Annotated in this window: 26 protein-coding genes; 10 read left to right on the forward strand and 16 right to left on the reverse strand. The window is 33.6% G+C overall.

Annotated elements, in window-relative coordinates; translation table 11 throughout:
* Positions 1 to 55: 55 nt before the first annotated feature.
* From CD127_RS00785 to CD127_RS00795, 3 genes are all read left to right on the forward strand, one after another.
* The gene (locus tag CD127_RS00785; protein WP_103365391.1) at positions 56 to 931 is read left to right on the forward strand and encodes a GNAT family N-acetyltransferase; all 876 of its coding nucleotides are present in this window, start codon (positions 56 to 58) and stop codon (positions 929 to 931) included.
* A 178-nt stretch (positions 932 to 1,109) separates the two neighbouring features.
* Positions 1,110 to 1,973: a GRP family sugar transporter gene (locus tag CD127_RS00790; RefSeq protein ID WP_103297678.1), complete on the forward strand. Its 864-nt coding sequence runs from the start codon at positions 1,110 to 1,112 to the stop codon at positions 1,971 to 1,973.
* 26 nt (positions 1,974 to 1,999) lie between these two features.
* Positions 2,000 to 2,791 carry a glucose 1-dehydrogenase gene (locus CD127_RS00795; protein ID WP_103365392.1) on the forward strand — a complete coding sequence of 264 codons (792 nt, stop codon included), beginning with the start codon at positions 2,000 to 2,002 and terminating at the stop codon, positions 2,789 to 2,791.
* 125 nt (positions 2,792 to 2,916) lie between these two features.
* On the opposite strand, the gene CD127_RS00800 is transcribed toward CD127_RS00795, so the two are convergent.
* Entirely contained in the window at positions 2,917 to 3,825 is a 909-nt protein-coding gene (locus CD127_RS00800) for an AEC family transporter (protein WP_103298897.1), read from the reverse strand.
* Between the two features lie 139 nt (positions 3,826 to 3,964).
* On the opposite strand from CD127_RS00800, the gene CD127_RS00805 reads away from it, so the two are divergent.
* Together CD127_RS00805 and mspA are read left to right on the forward strand one after the other, a co-directional pair.
* Positions 3,965 to 4,132, forward strand: coding sequence for an SE1832 family protein (locus CD127_RS00805; RefSeq protein ID WP_103365393.1), 168 nt, complete (start codon positions 3,965 to 3,967; stop codon positions 4,130 to 4,132).
* A gap of 72 nt (positions 4,133 to 4,204) precedes the next feature.
* Positions 4,205 to 4,522, forward strand: a complete 318-nt coding sequence (gene mspA, locus CD127_RS00810) for a membrane stabilizing protein MspA (protein WP_103365394.1) — start codon at positions 4,205 to 4,207, stop codon at positions 4,520 to 4,522.
* 87 nt (positions 4,523 to 4,609) lie between these two features.
* Here the strand turns inward: mspA and CD127_RS00815 are convergent, their stop codons facing one another.
* On the reverse strand, positions 4,610 to 7,804 hold the full coding sequence (locus CD127_RS00815; protein ID WP_103365395.1) for an efflux RND transporter permease subunit: 3,195 nt from the start codon (positions 7,802 to 7,804) through the stop codon (positions 4,610 to 4,612).
* Between the two features lie 127 nt (positions 7,805 to 7,931).
* Positions 7,932 to 9,194: a lipid II:glycine glycyltransferase FemX gene (locus CD127_RS00820; protein ID WP_103365396.1), complete on the reverse strand. Its 1,263-nt coding sequence runs from the start codon at positions 9,192 to 9,194 to the stop codon at positions 7,932 to 7,934.
* A 174-nt stretch (positions 9,195 to 9,368) separates the two neighbouring features.
* On the opposite strand from CD127_RS00820, the gene CD127_RS00825 reads away from it, so the two are divergent.
* Positions 9,369 to 9,620, forward strand: a complete 252-nt coding sequence (locus CD127_RS00825) for a hypothetical protein (protein WP_103365397.1) — start codon at positions 9,369 to 9,371, stop codon at positions 9,618 to 9,620.
* A 3-nt stretch (positions 9,621 to 9,623) separates the two neighbouring features.
* On the opposite strand, the gene CD127_RS00830 is transcribed toward CD127_RS00825, so the two are convergent.
* Positions 9,624 to 10,385 carry a VOC family protein gene (locus CD127_RS00830; RefSeq protein WP_103298892.1) on the reverse strand — a complete coding sequence of 254 codons (762 nt, stop codon included), beginning with the start codon at positions 10,383 to 10,385 and terminating at the stop codon, positions 9,624 to 9,626.
* A 168-nt stretch (positions 10,386 to 10,553) separates the two neighbouring features.
* Here CD127_RS00830 and CD127_RS00835 point away from each other — a divergent pair, with 168 nt between their 5' ends.
* Together CD127_RS00835 and CD127_RS00840 are read left to right on the forward strand one after the other, a co-directional pair.
* Complete coding sequence (locus CD127_RS00835) at positions 10,554 to 10,994, forward strand: MarR family winged helix-turn-helix transcriptional regulator (protein ID WP_103365398.1); 441 nt, start codon at positions 10,554 to 10,556, stop codon at positions 10,992 to 10,994.
* Positions 10,991 to 12,196, forward strand: coding sequence for an MFS transporter (locus CD127_RS00840; RefSeq protein WP_103365399.1), 1,206 nt, complete (start codon positions 10,991 to 10,993; stop codon positions 12,194 to 12,196). Before CD127_RS00835 ends, CD127_RS00840 begins: the two co-directional genes overlap by 4 nt.
* 66 nt (positions 12,197 to 12,262) lie before the next feature.
* On the opposite strand, the gene CD127_RS00845 is transcribed toward CD127_RS00840, so the two are convergent.
* The 7 genes from CD127_RS00845 to CD127_RS00875 form a co-directional block, all read right to left on the reverse strand.
* Entirely contained in the window at positions 12,263 to 12,613 is a 351-nt protein-coding gene (locus tag CD127_RS00845) for a SarA family transcriptional regulator (protein WP_103365400.1), read from the reverse strand.
* 293 nt (positions 12,614 to 12,906) lie between these two features.
* Complete coding sequence (moaA, locus tag CD127_RS00850) at positions 12,907 to 13,929, reverse strand: GTP 3',8-cyclase MoaA (protein WP_103298888.1); 1,023 nt, start codon at positions 13,927 to 13,929, stop codon at positions 12,907 to 12,909.
* Between the two features lie 13 nt (positions 13,930 to 13,942).
* The gene (gene mobA, locus CD127_RS00855; protein WP_103365401.1) at positions 13,943 to 14,548 is read right to left on the reverse strand and encodes a molybdenum cofactor guanylyltransferase MobA; all 606 of its coding nucleotides are present in this window, start codon (positions 14,546 to 14,548) and stop codon (positions 13,943 to 13,945) included.
* Between the two features lie 6 nt (positions 14,549 to 14,554).
* Positions 14,555 to 14,788: a molybdopterin converting factor subunit 1 gene (moaD, locus tag CD127_RS00860; protein WP_103298886.1), complete on the reverse strand. Its 234-nt coding sequence runs from the start codon at positions 14,786 to 14,788 to the stop codon at positions 14,555 to 14,557.
* Between the two features lies 1 nt (position 14,789).
* Positions 14,790 to 15,239, reverse strand: coding sequence for a molybdenum cofactor biosynthesis protein MoaE (locus tag CD127_RS00865; RefSeq protein WP_103298885.1), 450 nt, complete (start codon positions 15,237 to 15,239; stop codon positions 14,790 to 14,792).
* A gap of 8 nt (positions 15,240 to 15,247) precedes the next feature.
* Positions 15,248 to 15,718, reverse strand: coding sequence for a molybdopterin-guanine dinucleotide biosynthesis protein B (gene mobB / locus CD127_RS00870; RefSeq protein ID WP_103365402.1), 471 nt, complete (start codon positions 15,716 to 15,718; stop codon positions 15,248 to 15,250).
* The gene (locus CD127_RS00875; protein ID WP_103298883.1) at positions 15,715 to 16,974 is read right to left on the reverse strand and encodes a molybdopterin molybdotransferase MoeA; all 1,260 of its coding nucleotides are present in this window, start codon (positions 16,972 to 16,974) and stop codon (positions 15,715 to 15,717) included. The genes mobB and CD127_RS00875 overlap by 4 nt, the downstream gene beginning before the upstream one ends.
* A gap of 61 nt (positions 16,975 to 17,035) precedes the next feature.
* Between CD127_RS00875 and moaC the strand changes: the two genes are divergently transcribed.
* Positions 17,036 to 17,518, forward strand: coding sequence for a cyclic pyranopterin monophosphate synthase MoaC (gene moaC / locus CD127_RS00880; protein ID WP_103365403.1), 483 nt, complete (start codon positions 17,036 to 17,038; stop codon positions 17,516 to 17,518).
* 80 nt (positions 17,519 to 17,598) lie between these two features.
* Here the strand turns inward: moaC and CD127_RS00885 are convergent, their stop codons facing one another.
* The 5 genes from CD127_RS00885 to modA all read right to left on the reverse strand — a co-directional run bounded on the left by CD127_RS00885 (position 17,599) and on the right by modA (position 21,682).
* Positions 17,599 to 18,105: a MogA/MoaB family molybdenum cofactor biosynthesis protein gene (locus CD127_RS00885; RefSeq protein ID WP_103365404.1), complete on the reverse strand. Its 507-nt coding sequence runs from the start codon at positions 18,103 to 18,105 to the stop codon at positions 17,599 to 17,601.
* A 13-nt stretch (positions 18,106 to 18,118) separates the two neighbouring features.
* Positions 18,119 to 19,123 carry a ThiF family adenylyltransferase gene (locus tag CD127_RS00890; RefSeq protein WP_103365405.1) on the reverse strand — a complete coding sequence of 335 codons (1,005 nt, stop codon included), beginning with the start codon at positions 19,121 to 19,123 and terminating at the stop codon, positions 18,119 to 18,121.
* 475 nt (positions 19,124 to 19,598) lie between these two features.
* A complete protein-coding gene (locus CD127_RS00900) occupies positions 19,599 to 20,204 on the reverse strand; it encodes an ATP-binding cassette domain-containing protein (protein ID WP_103298879.1) in 606 nt (201 codons plus the stop codon).
* On the reverse strand, positions 20,205 to 20,876 hold the full coding sequence (gene modB, locus CD127_RS00905) for a molybdate ABC transporter permease subunit (protein ID WP_103365407.1): 672 nt from the start codon (positions 20,874 to 20,876) through the stop codon (positions 20,205 to 20,207). It abuts the gene before it with no gap.
* An 11-nt stretch (positions 20,877 to 20,887) separates the two neighbouring features.
* Positions 20,888 to 21,682 (reverse strand): molybdate ABC transporter substrate-binding protein, encoded by a 795-nt coding sequence (modA, locus tag CD127_RS00910; RefSeq protein WP_103365408.1) that lies wholly within the window; start codon positions 21,680 to 21,682, stop codon positions 20,888 to 20,890.
* A gap of 235 nt (positions 21,683 to 21,917) precedes the next feature.
* Here modA and fdhD point away from each other — a divergent pair, with 235 nt between their 5' ends.
* The gene (fdhD, locus tag CD127_RS00915) at positions 21,918 to 22,718 is read left to right on the forward strand and encodes a formate dehydrogenase accessory sulfurtransferase FdhD (RefSeq protein WP_103298876.1); all 801 of its coding nucleotides are present in this window, start codon (positions 21,918 to 21,920) and stop codon (positions 22,716 to 22,718) included.
* The last annotated feature ends 13 nt before the right edge of the window (positions 22,719 to 22,731 follow it).

Raw genomic sequence — 22,731 nt, forward strand, 5'->3', positions numbered from 1 at the left:
AATGTAAATGAATTTATAATTAATGTAGAAATTCAGACCGAAATGGAGGTACGCTATGGATATAGTTAAATTAAGCGATTTAAACCAAATTCTGTCTTTTTTAGAAACATCGTCAAACGAATTTGCCTCTTATATATACAAATTACCTACTAATCAAGATGAAATGAAAGATTTATTGGAACAATCCCTTACATCTCCCGGTATATACTCACTAAGTGAAAATGATATTATCAATGCTTTAATTACCGCTATTGAGTATGAAGAGAATAAATTTAAGGTAGTAGGACCATTCGTAAACTCTGAAGTATCATTTAGTCAAAGTGACTATCACTTATTATTTAATGCACTTCGTGATTCTCAAGATAATGAGGCTGTGTTTAACTTTTCATATAATGAATGCGTTCAAACTTCTAAACCGTTAATGAAGGATATAGATGCGAGTTATAATTTTACCGATTATTATCTCAATGTAGCGTCACCTATACAACAGTCTGATCATCTCCAAAATATTATTGAATATCAACCAGGTTTCCAACGTGCTTTTACTAAATTACATCAACAGACATTTAAACATAGCGTACTTTCAGCTCAAGAAATTGTAAATTCCCTTGATGAAAATAATCATCTATTCTTATTTGTTAGTGAAGGATTATTGAAAGGTTACTTATATTTACAAGTCTTCCCTCAAACTTCTGTCGCCGAAATTCGTTATTTTAGTTCGCACACCGATTATCGTTTGATGGGTATTGCCTTCGATTTACTATCCTTTGCTATTGATTATGCATTTAACAACTATGAATTAGAGAAAGTCTATTTTAAAATTCGCAGTAAAAATGCGACTTTAGTGGAACGCTTTAATGAATTAGGTTTTGAAATAGATACGGAATATAAGAAATATAAATACCTATCTTCAACTCCTCATTTACAATAAAATGAATAACGTATGTCTACGATTTTTCAAAAATTCGAAATCGTAGGCATTTTTTATTTTCAAAAGTTTGGTATTCGTGAGCAATTCAATTCTCACGTAATATAATTTCAGATACACTAATTTCATGTGTTATAAGAAAGGAACACTGTAATAAATGTATAAGGAGAGTGAGTGAATAATGCAATTTATAGATTTCTTAATCGCATTATTACCAGCGCTATTTTGGGGGAGCGTTGTTTTAATCAATGTGTTCGTTGGTGGCGGACCTTACAACCAAATTCGTGGTACAACGCTAGGTACCTTAATCGTTGGGATTATATTACTGCTATGCGGTAAAGCTGAATTCGATAACATGACTGTTATTATTGTCGGTTTAATTTCTGGTGCGCTTTGGGCATTTGGTCAAGGTAACCAATTACGTTCTGTACAACTTATTGGTGTATCTAAAACGATGCCTATTTCAACAGGGATGCAATTAGTAGGTACAACATTATTTAGTGCCATTTTCTTAGGAGAATGGAGTACAGGGACTCAAGTAACAATGGGACTTATCGCTATGGTATTACTTGTTACTGGTATCGCATTAACTTCTTTAAAAGCTAAAAACGAAAGAAAATCTAATGACCCTGAATTTAAAAAAGCGATGATGATTTTAATCATCTCTACAATTGGCTATGTCGGTTATGTAGTTATTGGAGATATCTTCGGTGTTAGCGGTACGGATGCTTTATTCTTCCAATCAATTGGTATGGCTATTGGTGGTTTCTTACTATCAATGAAACACGAAACAAACATCAAATCAACTGCATTGAACCTTATCCCTGGTATTGTTTGGGCAGTCGGTAACTTATTTATGTTCTATTCACAACCTAAAGTCGGTGTAGCTACAAGTTTCTCATTATCACAATTACTTGTTATTGTTTCTACACTTGGTGGTATCTTCCTTTTAGGTGAGAAAAAAGATAAACGCCAAATGATTGGTATTTGGTCAGGTATCGTATTAATCATCATTGCTGCAGTTATCTTAGGTAACTTAAAATAACTCAATTTCATTAAGGAGGAATTAAGATGTTTCCAGATTTAGAAAACAAAGTAGTGGTTATTACAGGTGCCGGTAGTGGTATCGGTAAATCTTTTGCTGAAAATTTCGGTCAAGCAAAAGCAAAAGTTGTATTAAATTATCGCTCTGATCGTCACTTAGATGAGATTGAAGAACTAAAAAATACAATTACTAATGCTGGTGGCCAAGCGATTGCTGTTCAAGGCGATGTTGCTGTGGAAGATGACGTTAAAAATTTAGTTCAATCAGCTGTTAAAGAATTTGGTACGTTAGACATCATGATTAATAATGCTGGCTTTGAGAAACCTATCCCTTCTCATAAAATGTCATTAGATGAATGGCAAAAAGTGATCGATATTAATTTAACAGGTGCTTTCATTGGTTCACGTGAAGCGGTTAATCAATTCTTAAAAGAAGATAAAAAAGGTGTCATCATTAATACATCAAGCGTACATGATACAATTCCATGGCCAAACTATGTTAACTACGCTGCAAGTAAAGGCGGCTTAAAATTAATGATGGAAACAATGTCTATGGAATATGCGCAATATGGAATTCGTATTAATAACATTTCACCAGGCGCAATTGTCACTGAACATACGAAAGAGAAATTCTCTGATCCTGAAACTCGAGCTGAAACGTTAGAAATGATTCCAGCTAAAGAAATTGGTGAAGCACAAGATATTTCAAATGTAGCGTTATTCTTAGCTTCTGACATGGCAAGCTATATTCACGGTACAACAATTTACGTGGATGGTGGAATGACAAATTATCCTGCCTTTATGGGTGGAAAAGGATAATCAAATACTTACGTGTCCAATTCACTATAGAGTCCAACATCATTCATAAGAAAGTTTCATACTTATTAAAAAAGCAAGCAACTCAATCCGTGAGTTGCTTGCTTTTTCCATACTAAATCAATTCATTATACAAATAATGCTTGATATACATATAAAATAATAATACTTATTACAATGGAAATATTGGTTACCATACCTATAAGTGGCAGCGTCTTATATTTAAATTGGATAGAATACGGAATAATAGCTACCCCTACTGGTAATAACCAAGCGATAAGTAACGTCGTTTTGATCATGTCATCTGATACTGGTAAGAAATAGTGTACCATTAGACCGGCGAATAAACCTAAGCCGTAATGTGCGACTAAGTATTTGATTGCAATTGGTAAGAAGTGACGTTCAATTTTAAAGTTAAGCATCACGCCTAGTAAAATCATTGATAGTGGCATGTTAGCTTTTGAAATAATAGTAAAGAAATCAATAGCTACGTGTGGTAAGTGAATATTAGACATATTCAAGATAAACATGACGATATATGTTACTAGTGGCACTGAGGAAATTAACTTTTTCCCTAAAAATTTAAAATTGAATTGGTCGGCACCTTCACTAAAATAACTTCCTACAAAGTACGTAACACCAAACATGATAATGGCACCGCCTATATCCGCCATACCGAAATAAACCATGCCGTCCTTCGGCCAAATTGTATTAACTAATGGATAGGCAAATAAACCAATATTTAATGAAGCTGTCATCATCCCTACTGAACCCTTAATATGGTTATCATATTTCCTAAATAGCGTGATAACGATTAACTTGGCAATTACACCATAAACAATCATCATAATCGGTAGAATTGAAAATGAAAAATCTAAATCAGCACTATTTAGATTAACGATAACTAAAGAAGGTAATGTGACATTTAAAACGAGTGTGGAAAGTACTTGACTGTCTGCTGCTTTTAAGAAGTTAATTCTCTTCAAGAGATATCCTAATGCAATTAATAAAATGATCATTACAAATTGCTCTGTCACATCAATTCCTTCTTTCTCATTTACTGTCTTATTACAGTTAATAACTGTAACACAATTTACATAATTTTTAGAAGTGTCTTGTTCATGCTATAATTCAACTAAATTATAATGCCAAACATAAAAAGGAGTGCCAAACATCATGGATTTCGAATCTCAATTAGCTGAACTTAAATATGATTACACGCGTTTACAGAATGATTTAGAGAAACGTGAATCATTAAATCAAAATATAGACCCTTTATTGAAACAATTAGAAGATATCGAGAAAGAAATTGCTAACATTCGTTCAAAATTACGTCAGAAATAAGAGGTAGAAGCCTCTAGTCAGAAAGATAGCAGAATGCTATGATATTAGTCATGATAGAAAGGATGTTATCAGGTGAAACTTTACCTACTTTTATTACCTATATTATATCTTATCGTTAGTTACATCACTATTTTTAAAATGCACTCTGTATTTACACGTATTTTAAGAATTATTATGGGCATTTTATTATTGTTTGTAGTGGCCATTACTACTTTAAAATTCCCTACAGAGAATTGGTGGGTCTTCGTCGTTCTAGTTCTTCTAGTAGGTAATGTGGAAGTTACTGCATTCAAAGCCTTAAAGAATGATCACAAAGGTGTTTCAATTCTAAATATTTTATCTTTAATATTATTCGTAATATACATTATTTTAACTTTCGTAATGTATTAAGGATTAAACTACATTACAATTTTCATATCAAAAAAGAGAGGGTGTGCACCTGTTTCAAGAACAGGCGCCGCCCTCTCTATTTTTTATTTATCTACGTGTTAATTTATTTTTCAAAGTAAATAGAATTTCATAAATGACTGGTACTACAATTAATGTAAGTAATGTAGATGATACTAAACCACCAATAACTGTAGCTGCCATACCTTTAGAAATAAGGATTGAACTATCTTGACCGAATAGAAGCGGTAATAATGCACCGATTGTAGCAATCGCTGTCATTAAGATAGGTCTAATACGTGTGCCACCCGCTTCGAGTAATGCCTCTTTCATTGGCATACCTTGTTTCTCATTCGTAATGACCCTATCAATCAATACGATAGCATTGGTTACTACGATACCAATCAACATTAACATACCAATTAAACTTGGCACAGAAATCGTTTCGCCTGTAATAAGTAATGCAAGCACGACACCAATAACCGTAAATGGTAATGAGAATAAGATTGTAAATGGCGCTAAACCGCCTTTGAATGTAATAACTAATACTAAGTAAACAATCACGATAGCAACTAACATCGCAAAGGCTAATTGACTCATAGCTTGATTAATATCATCCGTCGCACCGCCAACATTAATCTTCACATTATCTGGTTTATCGATTTTATCCACTTTTTGCATAACTTTACTTGATGTACCACCTACGTCTGAAGCGATAACTTTACCTGAAACAGTAGTTGAATAATCACCATCTTCTTGGTTAAGCTGACTCGGTGTTGTCGTATGTTCAAGTTTAGCAATATCTTTTAATTTCACTTTTTCACCAGTTGGCGATTGTAATTCAATATTATTGATTTTATCGCGTGACCAGTCTGTTTGTTTATTTTGTTTTACTTTAACATCTACTTTATTACCGTCTTCTTTAACAGTGGTAATTGTTTTCTCTGGTAAGTTTTCATTTAAGTTTAATGCTAACTGTCCAGCTGAAATACCTTTATCTGTCGCTTTATTTTGATCAACTTTAATCTCATATTGATCGTAAGTTTGAGATAAATCTGATTTCACATTTGCTATGCCATCGACAGATTTCATTTTATCCTCAACTTTAGCAATAGTACCTTTAATTGCCTCAGGTGATGGTCCTTTGACTGTTACTTCTATTGAGTTGTTACCAGCACCCGTACCCATATCTAGATTTTTCCATTCTCCTGGGTCCTTCATCTTCGCTAAATGCGAAACGACTTTGTCAGGTTCTTCATCGAAGTTAGGCGTATCTTTGTCGTATTCCACCATAATGGCCATACTATTTGTACTGCCTGTTGGATCTGCTGGAGAAGGTCCTCCTACTGAATACTGCACAGTTTTAACTTTATTCTTACTTTGTAAGTATTTTTGTGCTTCTTTAGCGTGATCAAGTACTGCTTCTTTCGTTTCACCAGGTTTAGGTGTATACGTTACAGCTAAGAATTTATCTTCCCCTGCTGAAATGAAACTTGTACCTAATTTTGCACCACCGAGCACGACACTTCCAACTAATATCACTAAACTGATAATAATAACAATCCATTTGTGATTTAATGACCAACTTAATATACGTCGGTAGCCTCTACTAATCGCACCAAGACTTTTAGTCTCATTCGTACTAGACGGACGTTGTTTTGTTTTAATTCCTTTTTTGAAAAATGTAGAAGCCAACGCCGGCACAACGGTAATAGAAACTAATAATGATGCTAATAGACTGAAAGCAATCGCTAACGCAAATGGTCTAAACATCTCACCCACTGAACCAGATACAAAGGCAAGTGGTAAGAATACAATGATTGTCACGATAGTAGAAGATAAAATAGGTTTAAACACTTCACGTGTGGCACTAATTACTAAATTATCGCCTTTTAATGGTTCATCTGGGTCAGATAATCGTCGATAAATATTTTCTACTACTACAATGGAGTCATCGATTACACGTCCAATTGCGATAGTTAACGCACCTAACGTTAAAATGTTTAACGATACGTTACTTAATTTCAAAGCAATTAATGCAATTAAAATAGATAATGGAATCGAAACAATAGAAATCGCTGTTGTTTTAATATTTCTTAAGAATAATAGGATAACGATAATTGCTACTATAGTACCTAATGCTGCTTTTTCAACCATTGTATATAGTGAATCTTGTATTGGTTTAGCAGTGTCCATCGTTTTAGTGGCTTTAATATCACTATTATTTTTTACAAACTCATCAATTTTCTTCTGAGTTTCGCGAGCGACTTGGACTGTATTGGCATCTTGTGCTTTCATCACTTGAACGTTAACTGCATCTTTACCATTCGTTTTAGAAATAGATGAGCGTTCATCTCCCACAGTGACTTTAGCAAGATCTTTTAATGGTACGCTTGGCATCTCCCCATTAGCGCCCATTGACATTGAACTATTTTGAGATTTTTGACCACTACTTGAAGTAGAAGCATCATCTCCAGTACTACTCATGCTCTTACTATCAGAATCACTATCTCCACTACTTGATTGACCTTGTCCCCCTATAGTAAGTGGTATTTTTAAATCTTTTAAGGCATCAACGGATTTAAATTGTCCGTCAACAACTAATGATTTTTCATTATTACCAAATTGGAATAAACCAAGTGGTGTTTCACGAGTAGCTGTTTTAATATAATTCTCAACATCGTCGGCAGTTAATCCTGCTTCATCAAGTTTATCTTGCTTAAATTTTATTGTAACTTGACGCGTTGTTTGACCATTTAATTGTGCATTTTGCACCCCATCTACAGTTTGTAGTTTAGGAATTAATTGTTCATTAATTTCTTTTGTCGTTTTTTTCAAATCATTTTTACTATTTGTAAATGAATAAGCGACAATTGGGAATGCATCCATTGAATTTCGTGTTAATTCTGGTTCACTAATCCCATCTTTGAAGTCGATTTTATCAATTTCTTTTTTCAAGACTTCTTCAGCTTTATCCATATCAGTATTATTCTCATATTCCACACTTACAATCGAAGCATTTTGAATAGATTGCGTTTTAACACTTTTAACATAAGCCAAAGACCTTACTTGTTTATCTATCTTTGAACTTATTTCATCTTGTGTGGTCTGTGGTGTAGCTCCAGGCATTGTTGTTTGCACAGATATCACTGGATTTTCAACATCAGGTAATAATTCAAGTTTCAATTTCGCACTCGAATAAACGCCACCTAAAATAACCAATACTACCATTAAGAAGATAGCGAATTTATTACCTAATGAGAATTGAAGCATTTTCTTAATCATTGCGTCACTTCCCTAAACGTTTTAAAAACTCATAGCTTAAATTGAGTTTATCATTTTATCTAAAAAAATCTGAACGCCTCTGTCATTATAGAACCGTTCAGATGTCATTACTTGAATACTGTTATCTTTATTTACGTCTTAATTTGCGAGAAAGCTTAATTTTAGCCTTAGTTAATCTAGGTTTAACTTGTTCAATTAACTGATAAAGCGGTTGATTTAATACATAGTCAAACTCGCCAATTTTTTCACTTAAATAAGTCCCCCATACTTTTTTAAATACCCATAATCCATAGTGTTCTGAACCTTTAGGTGGATTATTATCAGTACCACCGAAATCATATGTTGTCGCACCATGTTCTCTTGCATAACGCATCATTTCATATTGCATATGATGGTTTGGTAAAAAGTCGCGGTAATCATTTGAAGAGGCACCATATAAGTAATATGATTTTTTACCTGCGAACATAAGTAAAGCACCTGATAAGTATACGCCTTCTGGATGTTTTTGTTTTAAGTCTTCCATATCATTTTTTAATTCTGTTGATTTAGATATTTTATTCTCAACATCATTAAGTTTATTTGCTGTTTTCTTATCATCCGGTTTATTTTCTAATTTAGTTTGAAGTTTTTCTTTTTCCGCTTCTTGTTCAGCTAAATCTTTATTAATTTGTTCTAACACTGGTTTAGGTTCTAATTTAACTAAGAATAATTCAGCGTCGCCATCTTCATGTAATGAATCATAAATATTTTCAAAGTAACTAATATCACGTGTCAAGAAGCCATCACGTTCACCAGTAATCTTCATTAAATTGGCAAATGTTTTTAAACCTTCACGATCTGAATGTTCTACTTTAGTACCACGTTTTAAAGCTAGACGTACTTTTGAACGGTTACGACGTTCATAACTTTTAAAGATTTCATCATCTGTTTTATCAATAGGTGTAATCATTGTCATACGCGGTTGAATGTAATCTTTTGATAAGCCTTCTTTAAAGCCTTTATGTTTAAAGCCTAATGCTCTTAAGTTTTTAAGTGCTTCCGTTCCATGTTCCACTTCAACATCTGGATCGATTTTAATAGCATATGCTTTTTCAGCTTTAGCGACTTTTTTTGTTTCTTCTAAAAGTGTTTCAAGTGCAGCTTTGTTACTATAATCCGTTACAAATCCACGGGATACATAGCATAATGTAAACGGTAATTTCGGTATTTTTTTAAATAATAATTGAGCTACACCTTTAATCTCACCATTTTCTCCAACGGCAACGCGTTTTGAATACCATCCAGTTAAACGTTTTGTTTCTGCCCATTTCGTAAGTTGTAATAAATCGCCGTTAGGATGGTTTTTTACAAATGCGTCATGTTCTTGATTAGTGATATTCATCTTTTCCATGCTATAAAAAACTCCTTTATTTTCACATTAATTATCATTATACAGTCTACAATAGTGAGTGTCGACAAACATACTATTGAAGTTTGAGATTATTTAAATTCTCTAAAATCTGCTATACTATATAGACTTTAAAATTAAAATTTCCAATTTTTTATATAAAAGAGGTAATGAACATTGAGAAATATATTATTATCTATCTTTATCATTATTAATCTCATTGCTATTATAATCACGATAAGCCAACCGCTTTCAATTGCCTACTTTAGTTTAAGAGTCATGTTTGTTGGCTTAAGTTTAGTGTTAACCGTGCTATTTCTATTACTTAGAACGACACGTGTGTCGACAATTTTAAGCATTCTGTCATTAATATTAGTATTAGTGCATATCGCCTTAATCGCACATAGCACTTATGTTTATTTATATTAAATATCAATCAACTGGTTCGAAGCGATATTTAGCGCCTTTCACAATAATAGAATAAGGCGCAGTCGCTTCTTTATCTTTAAAGACGACCGTTTGATAGCCAGACGTCGGACCATCTTGAACACGATAAATAATATTATCATCTGTAAGTTGTAAGTCTGTGTAATCTTCACCTTCATCAATAATGCGCATTTTAAACCATTTTTGCCATTTAGATAGTGTCTTAGAACGCTTAGAACTATGAATAATAATACGGTCGATTGTAAATTGTTTTTGATATAGATGGTCTAGCTTTTCATTGCGCTCTTCCTCATTATCATCCCACTCTATAAAAAATGGTGGCTTAACCATGTAATCAGGGTCAGCAATATATAATAATTTCCAACCTGTTTTATCCCCTTTTTTATTTTCTCGATGCATTTCAATAGGGCCAATCGTCTCTATATTATGTTCATGAAGCGTTTGTTGTAATGCTGCCATATCTGATGTTCTAAATGCCATTGTTTTAAAGCCTTGTTGAAAATGGTCATGTACAATCTTCGTAGCAAACGCCACACGACCTTCTTCTGTTTTAGCTTCTTTTTTTAACTTTTCAACATCTTCTACATCTAATAATTCAATGTAATTTTCATTAATATATGCTAAACGATTAAATGTGCCAAACTTATGATGCTTTCCTCCAGCACTTAATTTCAAAATGTTACCAGGATATTTAAAGTTATTTAACTGATCGACATAATGAATAATATGGTCAAATCTCAATTCCATCGGTTGTTCCCCTTTTATTAAATTTCAATTCAATTTCATTTTATCAAAATGTAGATGAGATTACTTCCATTTATCTTGCTATTGCAAATTTCACAGTTTCGTCATATAATATTTTTTGTCGTTCGAAAATAGTTAGCTTTGCTAACCTTTTTTAAAAGGAGTTATTTTATGCTTACAAATGAATTCTTTAATAGTTTCATCGGTATTTATCGTCCTTATGTTAAACGTACGCAACCTATATTAGATGAATTTGATTTACATACAGGTCAGTGGTTAGTACTAAGAGATATAGCCAATAGCGCGCCCACTATATTAGTTCAAATTTCTAAGCGTCGTTTTATTGAAAAACCTACCACTCGAAAGATTATTAAAGCATTATCTGAAAAAGAATTACTCACTATTACACCAGGTCAAGATAAACGAGAGAAGATTTTAAATCTATCTAACAAAGGCCAAAAATTATTTGAAGATGTAAATAATCGAGTAACCCCTATTCAAAATCATTTGCTTGAAAAATCAGATCTAACTATTGAAGATTTAGAACATGTTATTTCAACTATGTCTAAGTTACACCAAACATTATCTGAGGAGGAAGAAGAGAAAGAATGAATCAAGTTCAAGATTTAAAGCAACCTATCTTTACGAAGAGTTTCACTGTTAACTTCGTGATTAATTTCTTCGTGTATTTATGTATGTATTTACTACTTGTCATTATTGCCGATTATAGTAAAACATCGTTTCATGCTTCAGACAGTCTTTCAGGTCTAGTTGTAGGTCTCTTTATCGTAGGCTCATTAATTGGACGTTTTGCTACTGGGAAGTATGTAAACAAATTTGGTCCTAAAAAAATATTAATTACGGGGCTTATCTTCTTAATTATTACGCAATTACTTTATTTCATTCCAGGATCAATTGGCTTCCTTATGTTCGTGCGTTTAATTAATGGTATTGCGACTGCAGTAGCTACCACAGCAACGGGTACAATTGCTGCACACGTTACCCCTGTAGCACGTAAAAGTGAAGGTATTAGCCTATTTTCTTTAAGTTTAGTATTAGGAACAGCAATCGGTCCGTTTTTCGGAATTTTATTAATCAAATCTTTTTCAATTAACCTATTATTTATTATCTGCGTTATCCTTGGGGTAATTAGCTTACTTATTTCGCTATTCATTAAAATTGACTTCAACCCTACTGGCAATGATACAGATAAAAAAATCGCGAAAGCTTCAGGCTTCAGCATCCATAACTTTGTGGCTAAAGAAGCCGTACCTGTAGCAATTGTGATGATGGTTATCGGTTTAAACTATGCTTCAATTTTAACGTTCTTAAAGTTCTTTGCTGAGCAACGTCACTTAGTAGAAGCGTCTAGTTATTTCTTTATATGTTATGCCATTGCTTCATTAATTACTCGCCCAATTGCTGGTCGTTTAATTGATGCTAAGAATGAAAATGTGGTAGTTTACCCAGCATTTGTTGCATTAGTCATTTCATTCGTTTTATTAGTAATGAGTCATAGCAGTTGGATGTTATTACTTTCAGGTGTCTTCTTAGGTGTTGGATATGGTAACTTATCATCTTCAATGCAAGCAATTGCTATTAAAGTTTCACCTTCAAGTAAGTATGGTATTGCTACTTCTACTTACTTCATTGGTTTAGATATTGGTATTGGATTCGGACCTTCATTATTAGGTTTATTCACTAATTCAATCACATATACTCAAGTTTATATTATTATGGCCGTAGTAGCCGTATTATGTGCTATCCTTTACTTCTTCGTACACGGACGTAAAGTTAAAGGTACAACATATTAGAGTTTATAAAGAAACCGCAATGACGCTATTGAGTTAACGTCACTGCGGTTTTTTAATGATATATTATTAGTTAGCAATACCAATTACTTCAATTTCACTTTTCATTTTGTCTAATAATTGTTGTTGCTTAGCATTAAAGAAATAAAAGACTTGTCTTTCATCTGTTTCAGAACGTAATTTAGAAATAAGTTCTTTTTTATAAATCTTACGGATAATCACATCAATTTTACTTGTATCCCATAACATTTCAAAATGCAGTGTATCACGTAATTCTTTACCACTAATTTTTTTACCCTCGTAAACTTTAAAAAGTACGACAAATTCTTCAATTGAAATTTTGTATGATGATTTTAACCAATGTTTCAATTGACTTAGTTCTCTTTCAGCTGCTATAAAACGTTGTACTTTGTTATCCATAAAAATGCCTCCAATGTTGATTCTCTGTTGTAGTAAATGCATTATATAATTAAAATTGCTTAATTTAATTATATAACATATGTACAATTTAATCTATTACAAATTTTATTTTAATATCATTACTTATTTAATATAAAACTTGTTTTTCATGAGGTCTTCTCTACTCATACATTCTATACTTTAACCATATTTTTTCCATCTAACTAACTGATAGCAAAACCGTCCTTATTCATAACAAATAAAAAAAGCTATAGCAATTGATATTGATTAACCATATTGCTATAGCCTAGTATTTAGCCACCGATATAATTCATATTAATTTTTTTACGTTGACGGTTCTTCACCGTTTGTTCTGTTCGTTCATCTGAATAACGATCATCACGTACATTCCATAAGCTAATTAATTGTTCTCTTAATTCATCGTCTGTAACGCCTGAGCGAATAAATGATTTAATATTAAATCCTTCTACTGTACTGAATAAACAGCCGTAAAATTTCCCGTCTGAAGAGAGACGCGCTCGTGTACAAGTAGAACAGAAAGACGCTGAAACACTTGTAATGAGTCCAAATTTCGCGCCGTTATCTTTGTGTCTATAATATTTAGCCACTTCTCCATAATATTTTGGAGGCACTGGTTCAATATCAAATTGTTCTTCAATCATTTCTAGCATTTCATCTTTAGTAACTACTTTACTAAAGTCCCAACCGTTATCGTTACCAACATCCATAAATTCTATGAATCTAATTTCAATATCTTTATCTTTGAAATACTCAATCATTGGGAGAATTTGATCATCATTAATACCTTTTTGGATAACCACATTTACTTTAACGTGGAAACCAATCGACACTGCATAATCAATTTGGTCTAATATTGTAGAGGCTTTAATATTACGATTATTAATAGCTTGGAAGACTTCATCATCAATCGCATCTAAACTCACATTAATACGACGTAATCCAGCATCGTAAAGCTTTTGACCATGTTTCTTTAATAATAAGCCATTCGTCGTCATCCCAATATCTTCAATGCCATCGATACGCGTAAGTTCTTCAATTAACTGATATAAATTGCGTCTTAGCAACGGCTCTCCACCGGTAATACGTAATTTCTTCACACCCAATTCAGCATAAACTTTAGCGATTCTGACCATTTCCTCGAATGTTAATAATTCATCTTTCGGTAAGAATACGAAGTCATCACCAAAGATTTCTTTCGGCATACAGTAATCACATCTGAAATTACAACGATCAGTTACTGATATACGCAAATCTCGAATAGGTCGTCCTAGTTTATCCTTAATTTGAGCTACCATAACACGGACCTCCTTAATAATTTATTTGTTGTTTTAAAGTGTCCAAGTCATGTTGATAGTTAATGTTTTTATACCAATAGTCAGGTGAGTTGATTTCACCAACGTCTAACGTCTTAATATTCACCTGTTGATAGACATGTCGTAAGCTATAATCATCTGACTTCAATGCTTGTTCCATAATATTTAAGATATCTGGACTATAGAATGCGATAGTTGGTATAATTTTTTCATTTTCAGAGAAAGCAGCAATATCAATTTGATCTTCAATTAATTTAGACACCATAAATTGATATAACGCGCTAATTGCTTTCCCAGTAATCATCGGTGTATCTACAGATACGACGAAGAATAATTCTTCATCACTATACTCTTTCATTACGGTATAGATACCTGCAAGTGGACCTTTATCTTTCTCTTCTGAATCATCGACAATAATGTTGTCGTGTTTAAATTGGTTAGCAAGCTGATCATTCGTGCTAATAATAATTTCATTAAACATGTTCGTTTCTTCAAGCACATGAATAATACGTTGATAGAACATTTGGCCATCAATTTCAGCAAAGGCTTTCGCTTTGCCGAAACGTTCTGAATGACCGCCTGCTAATATAATTGCTTTCATTCCCTATTAACCCCCGCTAACTGGTGGAATCAACGCCACAACATCAGTTGGCTGTATGATATCCTCTTTTTTTACAAATTCTTCGTTGACTGCAACTTGAAATTTTTTATCTTTAATAGAGGGGTGACGTTCAAATAACATTTGTTCAAAGTGTTCTACGCTAAGCTCCTCATTACTATCTATCATTTCAGAGTCAGTCTGTAATATCTCTTTAATCTCTGCGAAGTATAACACCTTCACGTTAGACATCTCCTTTAGTTGCTTCTTCGTGACTACCACGTTGATGGCCTTGCCATTCGGCGCCATCTTCCCAAATTTCTTTTTTCCAAATTGGCACGACTTCTTTAATACGTTCAATCGCATATTCATTTGCTCGATACGCATCTTTACGATGAGGGGATGATACCGCGATAAGCACTGCGATATCAGAAATTTGAAGCGGTCCAATGCGATGCACTATCGTAGTAATCGTCCCAGGCCAGCGCTCATTTATCTCATCACCAATTTGCGCAAGTTTCTTCTCTGCCATAGGTACATACGCTTCATATTCAAGGTATTCTGTTTTAACACCTTTCGTCCATTCACGTACATGTCCTGTAAAGACTACAACTGCACCTTGGTGTTCGTTTAAAGTAAAGTCTCGATACTGTTCAGTTTCAATTGGCTCAGTAACGACTTCAAATTGTTTCATTATATATGTCAGTCCTTTTGTTTAATCCAATCTAGTAACCATTCTTCGTAATGTTCGAGTGCATTCTCTTCTTGAAAATGATAACGATAACGCACGCGACTTAAATTTGATAATTCATCAAGTTCTTCTTGGTTACGATACACAATCACTTTGTCAAAGTCTTCATTTTTAAAACCTTCAACTAAAATGATATTACAACTTATTGTAACAGATTCGTCAATAATTTGAGTAAGGTTTTGTTTATGCGCACGTGTAACTGTTTGTTGATACTCAGTACCTTGAACGATACTTTGATCTGCACCCGCTTCAAAATGTTTCATATGGTCCACTTTGGCGTCTTGCAAAGCAATATCTTCACCTTGATGTCCATGATGTTTAATAGTAGCTACAGTATAGCCATGAGATTTTAAAAATTTTATCGTTTGTTGCATGAGCGTTGTTTTGCCAGAATTTTTAAAACCTACTATTTGAAGAATCATAAAGTCATTTCCTCTTCGAACACATTTGATTCAGTTAGAATTACATCGACTGTGTGTCCCGCTTTAAATCCACGTGTTCCTCCTGGCAACATTATCATTGCATTACTATGCGCAATCGCTACTACTGCACCTGACTTATTAAATCCTGATGGCACAACTGTCGCACCACTGTGAGAGAAAGAGGCATGTGCACGAATAAAACGAGTAAATGGATTAGCTTTTGAAAAGTCTTCCATTAAAGTTGCTTTAACAACTTGTGGATAATAAGCTGTAGCACCCATCATATGTTGTACAGCTGGTTTCACGAAAAGTTCAAAACCAGTGAAACAAGCAGACGGATTACCTGATAAACCAAATAAATATTGGCCATTCGCTACAGCAACAGTAGTCACACTACCAGGACGCATTCCTACTTTATTGAATAATACTTCTGCATCTACAGCTTTGTATATTTCAGGTAAGTAATCGAAATCTCCTACTGACACGCCACCAGTTGTAATAACAATATCATGTGTGGCCATCGCATCTTTGACAACTTCTATACTACTTTGTAAATCATCTTGTTGAATTTTATAATTCTCAACTTTTAAGCCAAATTTTTCTGCTAATGCTTGAATCATTGGCCCATTAGAATTACGAATTTTACCTGGTTGTAACTCTTCATGTACATCTAACAATTCACTTCCAGTTGCTATAATTGCTACGCTAGGTTTTTGAGTAACAGGTACTTCAGTATAACCATAAGTAGCTAATACAGCTATAGCTCCTGGATTAATCACTTGTCCTTTTTTCAGTACAACATCACCAGTTGTTGTCTCTTCACCTTTAAGCGAAACATTTTCATATGCTTCAAAAGGTTTACGAATAGTAAATGTATCACCATCTTCAACCGTTTGTTCGAACATCACTACTGCATCAGCGCCTTCAGGAAGTTGTGCACCTGTCATAATACGTACAGCTTCATTTTGGCCTAATGTTTTTTCAGAAACAGAACCTGCACCAATATGATCAATTACTTTAAATTGTTTACGGTTCTCAGAATAAGCCCCTGCTGAATCTTCACTTCTAATCGCAAAGCCATCATAAGGTGATTTATTGAAACGTGGAATATCATAAGTTGCCACGATATCTTCAGATAATATATGACCTAAACTATCTTCTAAATTCACAGTAGTATGCTTCGTAAAAATATCTTGCGTTACTACTCGATGAATTGCTTCTTTTACAGGTATTGGATTTCTTTTTTCTACAGCCATTCTTCTCATCTCCATAAAATAATAAAATTCATGATATACTAACCCTACTAGGAGGGTTATTATGTCAGAATTCACGCATATTAACGAACAAGGTAATGCTAAAATGGTAGACGTTTCAGATAAAAACATTACAAAGCGTACTGCACAAGCCCATTCAAGCATTACAGTTAATCACACTATTTATCAACAAATCATTGATAATACAAATAATAAAGGTAACGTTTTAAATACCGCACAAATTGCAGGTATTATGGCTGCTAAAAATACAGCCACTATTATTCCAATGTGCCACCCACTACCTTTAACTGGTATAGATGTCAACTTCTCATGGCAAGATAATGAGGATCATACTTACACATTAAACATAACAGCCATCGTCTCTACTACTGGTAAAACTGGCGTTGAAATGGAAGCATTAACGGCAGCTTCAGCCACTGCTTTAACAGTTTATGATATGACGAAAGCAGTCGATAAAGGTATGATTATTGGTGAAACATACCTTGAGTCTAAGTCTGGTGGCAAATCAGGAGATTATCAACGTTAAATTCTTTTTAATTATAATAGTCATGAGCTTGTAATTAAATTAGGGAAACCTATCATTTTTACTCGCTCATGACTTTTTTATTATTTATTCAATTCATACACCATATGATTTAATTCAGGTTTAATCAATTTCTCAATTGCTAGTCTAACTGCACCAGTTGAACCTGGAAGTGTAAAGATTAATTTATTCATTACAGTACCAGCAATCGCTCTTGATAGAAGTGATTTCGTACCTACATCTTCTGTATAACTTAAGTATCTAAACAATTCGCCAAAGCCTTCAATTTCTTTATCTAGTAATGGGCGTATTGCTTCTATTGTAATATCTTTTTGAGAGATACCTGTACCACCAGTAGTGATAATGACATCAATGTCAGAAGCCAACCAACTGTCAATTTGAGATTGAATGTCTTCTTTATTATCTTTCACAATAGTGTAATGATCCTCATCTACTTCTACATTCATATCGTGTAATAAAGATTGGACTAATTGACCGCCTTTATCACTTTCCTTATCACGTGTATCTGAAATTGTTAAAACTGCGCAACGAATATTTCTTTCTACTTTTTCATGTTCATGTTGATGCATCTTAAACACTCCTTTATCCAAATAATTGGTTAATTAAATTGATAGCCTCTGACGTCGTGGTTGTGCCGTGAACAAGTATGCGTCCACCTTGAAAGCTTACAAATCGATGTCCTTTAAACTCAAACATTACCATGTACTGATTGGATTTATATTTCAAGTTATGATCATTAAGAAATGTCACTATCATATCTTGAGTAATATCTGGATTTTCATACTGTACTGTATCTCTACCACATAATGTAGCATATAATGTATGATTTTGATTTAAATACGGAAAAGTTGGTTTACTTCCGCAAGTAGGACAATCTTCCCGGTGCATTCGACTAAATCCAATAGTGTAATGACTAGCATCCCAAATATCACCATACGTTAGCTTTGTTGGTATTTCATTACCAGTTAATAACTTAAGCGCATCTCGAAGTTGAAAACTTGTCGTCATAGTTACGGCAGGTTGAATCACACCCACGGTATCGCATGTTAAATTAATCGATGGTAACTGTGGCATCACACAATTAAAACATGGTGTTTGTCCAGGAATAAAGGTTGCTTGGGCATACGTACTTTGTACTACTCCACCATAAATCCACGGGATATTCGTCTTATAAGCATAATCATTAATTAACTGACGTGTATCAAAGTTATCTGTCGCATCTATAATTAAATCGATATCCTTAGCATGCGTATCTAAAAAATAATAATCTACATGTTGAATATAGGCATTAATATGAATATCCGAGTTGATTTGGGTAAGGTGGTTTTTAGCAGCCACTACTTTAGGTAGCATATCTTCAGCATCTTTTTCAGTGAAAAGGGTTTGACGTTGTAAATTACTAAATTCAATGTAATCTCTATCAACAATGGTTAAAGCTTTAACACCTGCACGAACTAAACCTTCAGCAACGTGTGTACCTAATGCACCCATTCCTATAATTAATACATGTTTATGACTAATCTTCTCTTGCCCTGTTTCTCCAATATGTTTAAATAAGATTTGTCTCGAATACCGTGCTTGAGTCATTGATTTATCCTCTCTAATTTTAAAGTCAATTAATATTATTATAACTAATAGAGCACCTTTTTTTCAAAAAGGTGCTCTTAGCCTAATGATAAAGTTGTTCTTAAATGGATTTTTATTCCACTTAGGTTGAGACGCTTGCCTAGGAGGCTGAGTCGAGCCACGGTCTTGTAAAGTAGTTCTTAGATAGATGTTTACTCGTTTAAGTTGTTGCGCTTTCCAGGGGTGCTGTCTCAGCCTGTAGTCTTCGACTAGCACTGCTCCCCTAGGAGTCTTCACAACTACACTTCGTAATCTATCTTAGAACTACTTACGTAAGTGTATGAACACTTACCTTTATCAATAACTCTAACACCCTCTCAGGCGTCGCTCAACTACGTTCCACTATCCATTTTAGAACTACTATTCAATGTAAATATATGAACGCTTATATTCAATAATAATTTTAAATCAATTAGTTGTCGTATGATTTCATTTATTATCCGATTTTGACGATTCGATCTGCTAGTACTTCTGCTTCAAAGTTTGAATGGGTTACAAAGATGATTGGTATTTTCCATTCTTTAAAAATACGTTTTATTAGTTTAATACCTTCGTCTCTAGTGTTTTCATCTAAACTTGAAAAAGGTTCATCTAACAAAATTAAATCTGGCTTAGTACTTAAAGTACGTGCTAACGCCACACGTTGAGATTCGCCTCCGGACAATGTGACTGGATACTGATTCATTAGATGTTTAATATTTAACGTTTTCACTAAATAATCAATATGTACTGAAGGCTTTGCCATAAATGTAATATTTTTCTGAACCGTCATATTAGGAAACAGTTGATAATCTTGGAATAGATAGCCAATGCGTCGATCTTGAATTTTCGTATTGATTTTATTCTTGGTGTCCATAATCAGACGATCATTGATTTTAATATACGCATAATCTGGTTTACGTAAACCGGCAATCATATTTAGCACAGTGGTTTTACCGATACCTGAAGGTCCTCTTATCGCATAAATCTTAGGAACCGTATCGTTGATATCGATATCAATAAATGTCTTCTTTAATTGATATTGCAATTTAAGACGTAACATCTACTCCACCTCCTGTGACTTATCTTTATTCGCAAAATTCAATACCCCTATCACTGTTATTGAAAATGCTACTAACACAAGTACCCATAACCACGCTTGATTTTCTCTTCCTTGATCAACTAGGAAATAAATCTCTAATGGTAAGGTATTTGTTTTGTTAGGAATATATCCTGCTATCATAAGCGTGGCTCCGAATTCACCTATTGCACGCGCAAAGCTCATCATTACGCCTGCCATAATTGAACGCTTGGATAACGGTAATATAAGACGGTAAAATATTTTATTCTCACTCGCGCCCATTGTACGTGCAGTGTTGAGCATTTTAGGATTGATACCTCTAAACCCTTGAATTGTGTGTTGATACATTAACGGAAAACTAACAATGACAGATGCAATTACTGCACCTGTCATTGTAAATACTACTGGAAGATGTAGTACATTTGTAAAAAAGTTACCTACCATGCTTCTAGGAGAGAATATGATTAACAAAATAAACCCTAGTACCGTTGGAGGTAGAACAATAGGTAATAAAATAAAGCTTTCAAGGAGTTTAGTTAAATGCCCTTTCCTTTTATAAAGTAGTCGCGATACAAAAATACCTAGTATTGACACTATAATTGTACTTATGACGGCTACTTTGATAGATATCCAAAAAGGTGTTATATCAGGCATGTTAAACCTCCTTAAACTTCAAAGTGATAATCTTTTAAGATGTCTTTAGCTTTATCAGATTTTAAGAAATCCATCCACTCTTTAGCAAGTTTTTTATCTGAAGTTGCACCTGCTTCGTAAGTGATTGGTTTTTTCAAGTCTACTTCTTTAATTTCGTTTACTTTGTCAGTTTTTTTGTTGTCAGTGTATAAATCAGTTTTGTAAACAAAGCCCATTTGAGCGTTGCCTTTTTCAACATAATTTAATACTTGTTTAACGTCTTTTGCATAAACTAATTTATCTTTAACGCTGTTGTATAAACCTTGATCGTCAAGATATTGTTTTGCATATTTACCAGCTGGTACAGTTTTAACTTCACCAATAGCTAATTTTTCATTACCTTTTAAATCTTTTACTGATGAGTCATCACTATTTTTATCGCCCACTAAAACAAGTTTGTTATGTGCGTATTTGTATGTATCGTGAGCTTTGTCTTTGTTTTTCAATGCATCTACGTCTTTAGTATTTGCAGACATGAATACATCCGCTGGCGCACCTTTTTCAATTTGTTGTCTTAATGCACCTGAACCACCATAGTTAAATGTAACATCAACATTTTTGTGATCTTTTTTAAATTCTTTTTCTAATTCTTTACTTACGTCACCTAAACTAGCTGCAGCAGAAATGCGAAGTTCTTGTTTTTTGTCGCTATCTTTGTTGCTTGAGTCTGATGATTTTTTGTTATCATCACTACCACCTGAATTTGAACAACCCGCTAAAATAATAGCTAATGTGGCAATGACAGCCAAGAAATGTTTAATATTCATTAATAAATACCTCCTTGTTATATAATCGATTATACACTTTTTTCACTTGTTTAGAAGACGATAAAATAATTTTTTTCAAATTAAATTAAATTGTGTTACATTATCGTGACATTACATATTTTTATAATAATTTTTTTCAAATACTTAATTTTACATTTTCAAAGAACAAATATATTTCAATATTTTTATTTAAGCTATAATATAGTAATGAGTATTTAAAAAAGGAGATAGATTAATGGATGAAGATGTTTTAAAAGGACAATCCATCATGCGCTATGAAGATGGCAAGTTGTTTGAAACCACAGATAGTTATGTTACTGAGTTCCCATTAACTATTATGGTTAATGGCTCTGAATTTGCGACTGTCATTTGTAGCCCTACTCATATGGAAGAGTTAGTCATCGGTTTCTTAGCTTCTGAGGGCGCCATTTTCAAAAAAGAAGAAATAAAATCTTTGCAAATTGATGATAGTAAAGGGTTCGCGCATGTAGAATTGACGAAAGATTTGGGCGATCGATTTGAATACTCTACTAAACGTATGATTGCTTCTTGTTGTGGGAAAAGTCGTGAGTTTTACTTCCATAATGATGCAGCCGTTGCTAAAACATCTATGTCTAAAATCACTTTGACTCCTAAGCAAGTGTTGAATATGATGACCGCGTTACAAAGTGCAAGTACCTTATTTAAGAAGACTGGTGGGTTACACAATGCGGCCATCAGTGATGGAAATGAATTCTTTGAGCATAGGCAAGACATTGGTCGTCATAATGCGTTAGACAAACTTTATGGGTTCTGTTTGCAACGTCATATTCCTGTTAGAAATAAAGTACTTATCTTTAGCGGTCGTATCTCATCTGAAATTTTGCTTAAGGCAGCAAAAATTGGTGTAGGTGTGATCTTATCTAAGTCGGCACCTACCACGTTAGCAATCACACTCGCTAATGATCTAAATATTACAGCCATTGGTTTTATAAGAGATGGCAACTTTAATGTCTATAGCCATCCTGAAAGAATTAAAGCGACGCCATCAAATTAAATATTTGATGACG

It is taken from the genome of Staphylococcus petrasii (genome assembly GCF_002902565.1).
Taxonomy (GTDB): domain Bacteria; phylum Bacillota; class Bacilli; order Staphylococcales; family Staphylococcaceae; genus Staphylococcus; species Staphylococcus petrasii.

Bases quoted from the DNA above. Each gene is read 5' to 3' on its own strand.
- fdhD (WP_103298876.1), top strand. From the start codon at position 21,918: ATGGATGAAGATGTTTTAAAAGGACAATCCATCATGCGCTATGAAGAT.
- CD127_RS00845 (WP_103365400.1), bottom strand. From the start codon at position 12,613: ATGGATAACAAAGTACAACGTTTTATAGCAGCTGAAAGAGAACTAAGT.
- CD127_RS00890 (WP_103365405.1), bottom strand. From the start codon at position 19,123: ATGACTCAAGCACGGTATTCGAGACAAATCTTATTTAAACATATTGGA.
- CD127_RS00815 (WP_103365395.1), bottom strand. From the start codon at position 7,804: ATGATTAAGAAAATGCTTCAATTCTCATTAGGTAATAAATTCGCTATC.
- mobA (WP_103365401.1), bottom strand. From the start codon at position 14,548: ATGAAAGCAATTATATTAGCAGGCGGTCATTCAGAACGTTTCGGCAAA.
- CD127_RS00900 (WP_103298879.1), bottom strand. From the start codon at position 20,204: ATGTTACGTCTTAAATTGCAATATCAATTAAAGAAGACATTTATTGAT.
- CD127_RS00865 (WP_103298885.1), bottom strand. From the start codon at position 15,239: ATGAAACAATTTGAAGTCGTTACTGAGCCAATTGAAACTGAACAGTAT.
- CD127_RS00795 (WP_103365392.1), top strand. From the start codon at position 2,000: ATGTTTCCAGATTTAGAAAACAAAGTAGTGGTTATTACAGGTGCCGGT.
- CD127_RS00785 (WP_103365391.1), top strand. From the start codon at position 56: ATGGATATAGTTAAATTAAGCGATTTAAACCAAATTCTGTCTTTTTTA.
- mobB (WP_103365402.1), bottom strand. From the start codon at position 15,718: ATGATTCTTCAAATAGTAGGTTTTAAAAATTCTGGCAAAACAACGCTC.
- CD127_RS00790 (WP_103297678.1), top strand. From the start codon at position 1,110: ATGCAATTTATAGATTTCTTAATCGCATTATTACCAGCGCTATTTTGG.
- moaA (WP_103298888.1), bottom strand. From the start codon at position 13,929: ATGGTAGCTCAAATTAAGGATAAACTAGGACGACCTATTCGAGATTTG.
- CD127_RS00820 (WP_103365396.1), bottom strand. From the start codon at position 9,194: ATGGAAAAGATGAATATCACTAATCAAGAACATGACGCATTTGTAAAA.
- CD127_RS00835 (WP_103365398.1), top strand. From the start codon at position 10,554: ATGCTTACAAATGAATTCTTTAATAGTTTCATCGGTATTTATCGTCCT.
- modB (WP_103365407.1), bottom strand. From the start codon at position 20,876: ATGCCTGATATAACACCTTTTTGGATATCTATCAAAGTAGCCGTCATA.
- CD127_RS00830 (WP_103298892.1), bottom strand. From the start codon at position 10,385: ATGGAATTGAGATTTGACCATATTATTCATTATGTCGATCAGTTAAAT.
- modA (WP_103365408.1), bottom strand. From the start codon at position 21,682: ATGAATATTAAACATTTCTTGGCTGTCATTGCCACATTAGCTATTATT.
- CD127_RS00885 (WP_103365404.1), bottom strand. From the start codon at position 18,105: ATGCATCAACATGAACATGAAAAAGTAGAAAGAAATATTCGTTGCGCA.
- CD127_RS00875 (WP_103298883.1), bottom strand. From the start codon at position 16,974: ATGGCTGTAGAAAAAAGAAATCCAATACCTGTAAAAGAAGCAATTCAT.
- moaC (WP_103365403.1), top strand. From the start codon at position 17,036: ATGTCAGAATTCACGCATATTAACGAACAAGGTAATGCTAAAATGGTA.
- CD127_RS00805 (WP_103365393.1), top strand. From the start codon at position 3,965: ATGGATTTCGAATCTCAATTAGCTGAACTTAAATATGATTACACGCGT.
- CD127_RS00840 (WP_103365399.1), top strand. From the start codon at position 10,991: ATGAATCAAGTTCAAGATTTAAAGCAACCTATCTTTACGAAGAGTTTC.